General features: G+C 28.3%; 8 protein-coding genes. 1 reads left to right on the top strand and 7 read right to left on the bottom strand.

Annotation, left to right across the window (positions count from 1 at the left end; all coding sequences use genetic code 4):
• Positions 1-159: 159 nt before the first annotated feature.
• The 6 genes from D9R21_RS03370 to metK all read right to left on the bottom strand — a co-directional run bounded on the left by D9R21_RS03370 (position 160) and on the right by metK (position 7,455).
• On the bottom strand, positions 160-2,748 hold the full coding sequence (locus tag D9R21_RS03370; RefSeq protein WP_126821102.1) for an extracellular solute-binding protein: 2,589 nt from the start codon (positions 2,746-2,748) through the stop codon (positions 160-162).
• Positions 2,732-3,703 (bottom strand): spermidine/putrescine ABC transporter permease, encoded by a 972-nt coding sequence (gene potB / locus D9R21_RS03365; protein ID WP_126821101.1) that lies wholly within the window; start codon positions 3,701-3,703, stop codon positions 2,732-2,734. Before potB ends, D9R21_RS03370 begins: the two co-directional genes overlap by 17 nt.
• A gap of 9 nt (positions 3,704-3,712) precedes the next feature.
• On the bottom strand, positions 3,713-4,765 hold the full coding sequence (gene potA, locus D9R21_RS03360) for a spermidine/putrescine ABC transporter ATP-binding protein (protein ID WP_126821100.1): 1,053 nt from the start codon (positions 4,763-4,765) through the stop codon (positions 3,713-3,715).
• Between the two features lie 24 nt (positions 4,766-4,789).
• Entirely contained in the window at positions 4,790-5,323 is a 534-nt protein-coding gene (locus D9R21_RS03355) for a helix-turn-helix domain-containing protein (RefSeq protein WP_126821099.1), read from the bottom strand.
• A gap of 115 nt (positions 5,324-5,438) precedes the next feature.
• The gene (locus D9R21_RS03350; protein ID WP_126821098.1) at positions 5,439-6,260 is read right to left on the bottom strand and encodes an HAD family hydrolase; all 822 of its coding nucleotides are present in this window, start codon (positions 6,258-6,260) and stop codon (positions 5,439-5,441) included.
• Between the two features lie 43 nt (positions 6,261-6,303).
• Entirely contained in the window at positions 6,304-7,455 is a 1,152-nt protein-coding gene (gene metK / locus D9R21_RS03345; protein WP_126821097.1) for a methionine adenosyltransferase, read from the bottom strand.
• A 235-nt stretch (positions 7,456-7,690) separates the two neighbouring features.
• Between metK and D9R21_RS06980 the strand changes: the two genes are divergently transcribed.
• The gene (locus D9R21_RS06980) at positions 7,691-7,864 is read left to right on the top strand and encodes a hypothetical protein (protein ID WP_158613861.1); all 174 of its coding nucleotides are present in this window, start codon (positions 7,691-7,693) and stop codon (positions 7,862-7,864) included.
• Here D9R21_RS06980 and D9R21_RS08650 read toward each other — a convergent pair.
• Complete coding sequence (locus D9R21_RS08650) at positions 7,861-7,995, bottom strand: IS3 family transposase (RefSeq protein ID WP_126820873.1); 135 nt, start codon at positions 7,993-7,995, stop codon at positions 7,861-7,863. The two genes, D9R21_RS06980 and D9R21_RS08650, sit on opposite strands and share 4 nt — an antisense overlap.
• Between the last annotated feature and the right edge of the window lies 1 nt (position 7,996).

Below are 7,996 nucleotides of genomic sequence, written 5' to 3'. Positions count from 1 at the left end.
TTTGACCCTTTAGTTTTACCCTTTGCCATATAAAAAATGTTTCTCCTAACTTTATATATTTAATAATAACCTAGAAAGGTTTTTTATTTCATATTCTCAATTAAAAGAAACATTGTATAGGATTAATTAACTTCTATTTTTTTATTTTTAAAATAATTATTAGTTTTTCCCAGCAATTAAAATATTATATTTTTTTAATACATAACCATCTAAATCAGTTATTTCAAATGGTCTATCGGCCATTTCTGGTTGAGCAACATACATTCCCTTCTCATTAAGTTTCGCTACAGGAACATAATCACGTTGATAATTAATCATTGCGCCAGATTCTGGATCATGACCATTACGATAATAATTATAATTATTTTCATAATCCATTACTTGTTGATATGGTGAAGTATAATTAGCTTCTTCTGTTAATGCTGATGAATTTTGAATAATAAAATTCATAAATTTATAAGCTAACTCCTGATTTCTAGCATTTTTTGATAAAACCATATTATCACTTCAAATGTTAGTTCCTTCAACTGTTTCTGGTGTTCACGCCGTTGTTGCTCGTGGGCGGGTAATAATTAATTTTGTTCCCTTCGCTTCTTCATGACTTTTTGCAAATAATGTATCCGCATAAATTGCATCCCCATTATACATAAAAGCAAAATCAAAACGTCCAGCACCAACTGCATTGATTAACTCATCATTCATTAAGGCAACATTATTATGTTTTAACAATGTTGCTAATTCGTTGTAACCATGATCAACTTCCATTTGCGTTGTTGGTACTGGTTTGAAATAATTTTTTTCAGTAGTTAACATAAATAAATTTCGTGGATCATTATTAATTAAAACTCGTTTATTTGCTGCGGCTGCTTGTCATAAAATATCTCATGAAATGCCATTTGAGATAATCTTATTATTTTCAACATCATTAAGTTTAATTTGATCGCGATTTATACTAGGTTCTCAGTCTACACGTTGATAACCAAATTTTCCTTGAGCTGTTGTTGGTAAATTTTGATTTGCTTTAGCAAATATCTTATCTAAAAATTTTAAGTTACTTTCTGTTGGATTAATCACAAGTGATACTTCTCCTCAAAAATAAGGTAAACTATAATTAACAATTGTTTTTTGAGTAGCATCTTTCAGTTTATTTTTATTTAAAACATTTAATAATCCATCAGCTAATGATGCCGCATAATTTTTATCAAAACATTTTGCTGTTGTTGGATCCAAAGTAGAAAAAACAATACAATTTTGATAAAATTCTGGATTTGTTTTTTGTACTGTTGCTACATCAACATTTAAATCATTAAAATATTTATTCCCAATTGTTCGTTCTTTTACATCTTGTCCATGATAATTTGGATTAGGTTTAATAATGTTGAAATTTTTATCAAAATCATTTAATTTTTGATAATCAATTTCTTCTAAACGTCCTTCTTGCGCTAACTTATTAACCATATAGTCACTTGGAACCATCACGTCATAATGTGTCGTATATAATTTGTTATACAATGTTTCATTACTATCATAAACACTATATTTAACTTTTACATTATATTTTTTTTCAAACTTACTAATTAAATCTGAAGTAATATATTCACCTCAATTTGCTACTGCTAAATCATAAATATTATTTTTAATATAAACTGCTGTTAGCAAAGCAATTGAGCCAACTGAAATTGTTACTAATGATAATGGCTTTCAACTTTTTGCCAATCAACGGAATTTTTTTCGTGATATTTTATTAATATTTTCTTTGGTTTCTTGCCGTTCAATAAAAGTTTGTTTTTTATTCTTAATTCATAAAACACTTTTATCATATTTTTTTTCTAGTTTAACAATTTTTCAGCGTAATTGTTCTTTTTGTTTTTCATTATTAATTTTTTTATTATTTAATTGATGATAAAGAAAGGCTAATTTCTTTTCATAGCGCATAATATCTTTATCTTTATAAGTTCCTTTTAACATTTCTCGGCGAAATTTATTATAATTAATTTTATAAACATTTCATCCATTTCATCCAATAATAATAACTCCAATAATTGCAATACAAATCGTACCAAAAGCATTAATAAAAGGTTTAATTCTTTTCATTGTATAAATAAAAGTTGCAACATTGACATCGTCACCACCAGTAAAATAAGAGATAATAAAGTCATCAAAACTCATTGCAAAGGCAATTGCTGCAGCTGCAATAATTGTTGGTTTTAAAATTGGTAAAATAATTTTTCGCAAAGTTTGTGAGGGCTTTGCACCTAAATCTAATGAAGCTTCAATTAATTTTGGATCAACTTTCCGTAAGCGTGGTAATACTGTAATAATTACATATGGAACATCAAATGAAATATGTGCTAAAACTAATGTTAACATTCCAAAATTTGCTCTTAAAGCAATAAATAACATCATCAACGAAACAGCTGTAATAATATCAGCATTAATTAATGGAATATTAGTAATTGATAATGTCATTTTTTGTGTAACTCGCCGTGCTCGACTTAATCCAATCGCAGCTAAAGTGCCAATAATAACTGAGACGACAGTTGCAATTACTGCTGTAAAAACTGACACAATAATACTTTGTAAAAAAGGTTGCTCACTAGCAAGTTGTTTATACCAACGATCAGAAAAACCATTAAAAATACTCATACTTTCACCACTATTAAATGAAAATAAAATTAAAATCATAATTGGAATATAAATGAATAACATAATTAATGCCATATAAGATGATTTAAAAAACTTTTTCATTGCGACGCCCCTTTCTTGTTTCAAAATATTTTGATAATGAATTTGATAGCACAATAATTAAAAAAACAATAAGAGCTAAGACAACTGAGATTGCTGCGCCAATTCCAAAGTTTTCTCCTTTAAAGAAATATGCTTCAATTACATCAACAATTAAATTAATACGACCATTCCCCATAAATTTAACAATAATTAACGACGTTGCTGCTTGCACTAATAATAATGTTCCACCTGCAATAATACCTGGGATTGATTGACGAAAAATAACTTTTCAAAATGTTTTAAAACCATTTGCTCCCAAATCTTTTGAAGCTTCAATTAATAAAGTATCAATTTTATCTAAACTATTATAAATTGGTAAAATTACAAATGGTAAAAATGCATACACCATTCCAATAACAACCGAAATTGGGGTTCCAAGTAAACTTGGAGCAATAATATTAAACATTGTTTGTAATCCAATAATTTTTAGTAACATATTAATTCAAATTGGTAAGGTTACTAAAATTCAAATATTTTTTGACAATAGTTTTGATTTACAAAATGCCATCACATAAGCAACTGGATAAGCAATCACAATTGCAATTAAGGCCGCAATTAATGAATATCCTAAGGCTGAGAATAGTGCAATAACAAATTTTTTCTCTGAAAAAAAAGTTACAAAATTTTTAAAATTAATTTCAAAAACTAAACTATTTCCCGTTGGTTGAATAAACGAATATAATAAAATAATTAATAATGGTATAACAATTAATAAAATCATAATAATAAGGTATGGCCATAAAATTGAATTGAACCCCCTTTTAAACGATTTGTTTTGTTTTGCATGATAAGAAATATTTAAATATTTTGTTCGACATCAAGCAACAAAATGTTGACTAATTGATTTAATTTTACTACCTTGTTTTTTAAATCATCCTTTACCTTTTTTTGGTGGTTTATTTTTGTTTTCCATCATTCTTGCTCCTTAATCATCAATCTCTTTCCACATAACATGAATATCTTCAACATTTCATGAAATATCAACTTGATCACCTTCTTCAACTCTATCTGTTGAATGAATTAAATATTTTCGTTCTTTACATTTAACAATAATTTCCCAATGAACTCCTTTAAAATTAACTCTTTTAACTGTTCCTGTGAAAAATCCTTTCCCAACTTGAACAATGTCAATATCTTCAGGACGAATAATAATATCAATTTGGTCTTCATTTTCACCAAATCCACGGTCAACACAAACAATTTTTTTGCCATCAATTGCTACTAAATTATCTTTAATAAAAATTGCATTTGAAATAATATTTGAGTCACCAATAAATTGTGCTGTTCATAAATTCTCTGGTTCATTATAAATTTCCGCTGGTGTTCCAACCTGTTGAATTGCTCCATCATTCATTACAATAATACGATCAGACAATGTTAATGCTTCTTCTTGATCATGCGTTACTAAAATAAAAGTAATTCCAATTTCTCCTTGCAAAGTTTTTAATTCTGCTTGCATTTTTTTTCGTAACTTAACATCTAATGCAGCCATTGGTTCATCTAATAACAAAACCTTTGGCTTATTAATTAATGCTCGTGCTAATGCAACGCGCTGGCGTTGACCACCCGATAATTGTTCAACTGATTTATCTTCAAAACCTTCTAATCCTACTAATTGTAAAAATTTCTTTACTTTAGTTTCAATAACATCATACTTATTGCGTTTAACTTTTAAACCATAAGCAATATTATCAAAAACAGTTAAATGCGGAAATAAAGCATAATTTTGAAAAACAGTATTAACTTCTCGTTTATGAACTGGCGTTTTTAAATAGTCCTTTCCTAAAAATAATAATTCCCCACTATTAGGTTGTTCAAATCCAGCAATAATTCTTAATGTTGTTGTTTTTCCACATCCTGATGGTCCTAGTAATGTGACAAATTCTCCTTCTTTAATGTTTAAGTTAATTCCTTTTAAAACCACTTTTCCTTCATATTGCTTTGAAATGTTTCGTAACTCTAAAATATTTGTTTCCAATGCTTCTGCTCCTTTTCTAATCTTTTAAAATATTGGTGGTGTTGAAATTCATAATACCTCAACAATTTCATTTGTTTCATTTTTTAAATAGTGTTGATTATTACCATATAAATAAAAACTATCACGAGTATGTGCTGTTTGTACTTTTTGCCCAGAATAAACTAACACTGTTCCTTTCAAAACATAACCAAAAATCTGACCCTCAAATGGTAATATCCGTTCTGATTCTCCTTGCGGCTTAATTTGAATTAAAATTGGTTCTAATTCATTTACTTGCGCATTAGGAACTAATCATTCAATTCGATAATCATTTTGTTCAACTTCATAATGTTCTTCTGCTGCATAAACAAATTTTCTATTTTTTTCTTGTTTAAAAAAATCTGCTAAGTTGGTGCCTAAAACTTCTAAAATACTTTCTAGTGTTTCAATACTCGGAGAAGAAATATCGCGCTCAAGCTGACTAATAAAGCCTTTCGTTAATTCACAACGATTTGCTAATTCTTCAATTGTTAAATTATTTTTTTGACGTAATAGTTTAATTTTCTCTCCTAGTAACATAGACAACCCTCCTTTGGTAATTTTGTTTAGTTATACTAAACTTTTTGTTTTTAAATTACGACCACATTAATTATAAAAAAAACAAAAAAAATATCAATAGTTTTGATGATATTTTTTATTTTTTAAAATATTTATTAATTGCTTTCGCTACTCCTGAGCGACGATAATGGGCAGTTGTATCATCAGAAATAGTTTTAATATCCGCTTTAGCATTTCCCATTGCAATTCCAACGCCAGCTCATTTTAACATTTCATAATCATTTGAACCATCACCCATCGCAATAATTTCTACTGGTTGAATATTATATATTTTAGCAAGATATTCTAAGGCATCTTTTTTGTCACTACCCTTTGGACTAATTTCTAAATTTAAACTTTGATTTGGCAAATATGACCAATCAAAAATATTAAATTCATATTTCACTAAAAGTTTTGCTTTAAATTTTAGAACATTCTCTTTTTTACCACTAACAACAAACTTGTAAGCTTGGTCATGTAAAGTGGTAGGATCATACACTAATATTCTTTTTCGTTTTGTGTGAAAACTCATTCATTTAGTCATCAAACTATGCTTAGTATTAACATAAGCAAAATGTTCATTCTTAACGGAATATGCTCATAATTGAATTTTACACTCATTAGCAAGATAAAAAACATTAATTAATTCATCATTAGAAAAAACATTTTGTTGAATAATTTTTTCTTTCGCAAAATCATAAATTATGCCACCATTAAAACCAATTACTGGCATTTTATTTTCAATAATGCCTAATTTTTTTGCAACTTTTCTAATAGCACCAATACTACGCCCAGTTGCAATAATCACTTTAATCCCATTTGCCAATGCTCACTTAATTGCTGCAACATTTTGCTTTGAAATTCGATTTCTCCTTGCTGTTGTACCATCCAAATCAAGAGCAATTAACTTATACTTCATTAGTTTTTCTCCTCCTATTCTTTATGTTAATTATATCTAAAAATTAAACATCTGGTAAATATTTTATTAAACTTTGAACTTTGTCTAATCTTTCTCATGGTAGTTCAGTATGGTAACGACCAAAATGCCCATAAGTTGCCGTTTGTTGATAAATTGGTTTTTGTAAATCTAACGTTTCAATCATTGCTTGGGGGCGAAAATCAAAATTTTCTTTAATCGCCTTCAATATAATATCATTTGCAACAAAATTAGTTCCAAATGTTTCAACAAAAATTGAAATCGGTTCAGCAACTCCAATCGCATAAGATAATTGAATCTCACATCGTTCAGTTAATCCTGCCGCAACAATATTCTTTGCAACATAACGAGCCATATATGCTGCTGAACGATCAACTTTTGTTCCATCTTTTCCCGAAAAAGCACCACCACCATGCCGTGCATAGCCACCATATGTATCAACAATAATTTTTCGCCCTGTTAACCCAGCGTCACCTTTTGGTCCACCAATTACAAATCGACCAGTTGGATTAATTAAAACTTTAAAATCTAAATTCATTTTAAATTCTTGCACAACTGGTTCCATAATTTCCGTAATAACAAAGTGTTTAAATTTAGCTTCATCAATATCTTCATCATGCTGAATTGACATTAAGATTGTATCAATATAAATATGTTTAGCATTTGTTATGTCTAACGTTACTTGTGATTTCATATCTGGTCGTGCCCCAATAAACATTCCTTTTTTACGTAGCATACTTGCTCGCTTTACTAAAGCATGAGCAATAGAAATTGCTAACGGCATATAATTATCTGATTCATTTGTTGCATAACCAAACATAATTCCTTGGTCACCAGCTCCAGCTTTATCAACACCAAGTGAAATATCTGGTGATTGTGTTTTAACTAATATTTCAACTTTACAAGTTTGTCAATCAATTCCTCATTCTGCATCATTATAACCAATTTCTTTTAATACTTTACTTGCTACATTGGCATAATCAACTTTTGCTTTTGTTGTAATCTCACCACCAATAATAACCCGGTTTGTTGTAATAAAGCATTCACATGCTACCCGTGATAAGGGGTCTTCTTTTAAGCATGCATCTAAAACAGCATCTGAAATTTGATCACAAATCTTATCAGGATGCCCTTCTGATACTGATTCTGATGTAAATAAAATTCGCTCTTTTCCCATCTTTTTCTTCTCCTTAATCATAAATAAAACCACATCAGAATAATGTGACATTAATAACTAGAATGCACCCATTTTAGTAAGTACTAATAAAAAGTATTTACTATTTTTTTTATTATATCTTTTTCTTTACGATTTGAATATCATGTATTTCATTTTATAACAAAGACTGCACCCCAAAAAGTAAGTAAAATTAAAAAAGAACTTTACTAAACTTTTAGAGGAGGTGCATTTTTTAATGGCGGGAAAAGAACAAAAATTTAAAACATATACTGCAGAATTTCGAAAAAATACAGTAAAAGAAATTGAACAAACATCGCTTACTTATATTGCACAAAAATATAAAGTAAATATAAAAACACTTGATTCATGACAATGCACAGTTTCAAATAACTGAGAATTATTTTTTTAATTTAAAATGCTTTTTAATTCAAATTGAATTGGAGGCATTTTTAATTTTAAAACCCTTCTATAATTATTATACTCAACAATATAATTATCTATCATATTTTTTAGCTCATTAAAATTTTTGTATTTTGTTATA

Origin of the sequence: Spiroplasma endosymbiont of Megaselia nigra (assembly GCF_003987485.1) — a bacterium.
Classification (GTDB): domain Bacteria; phylum Bacillota_I; class Bacilli_A; order Mycoplasmatales; family Mycoplasmataceae; genus Spiroplasma.
Note: the sequence above shows the minus strand (reverse complement) of the source record. Positions and strands in the feature narration are given on the sequence as shown.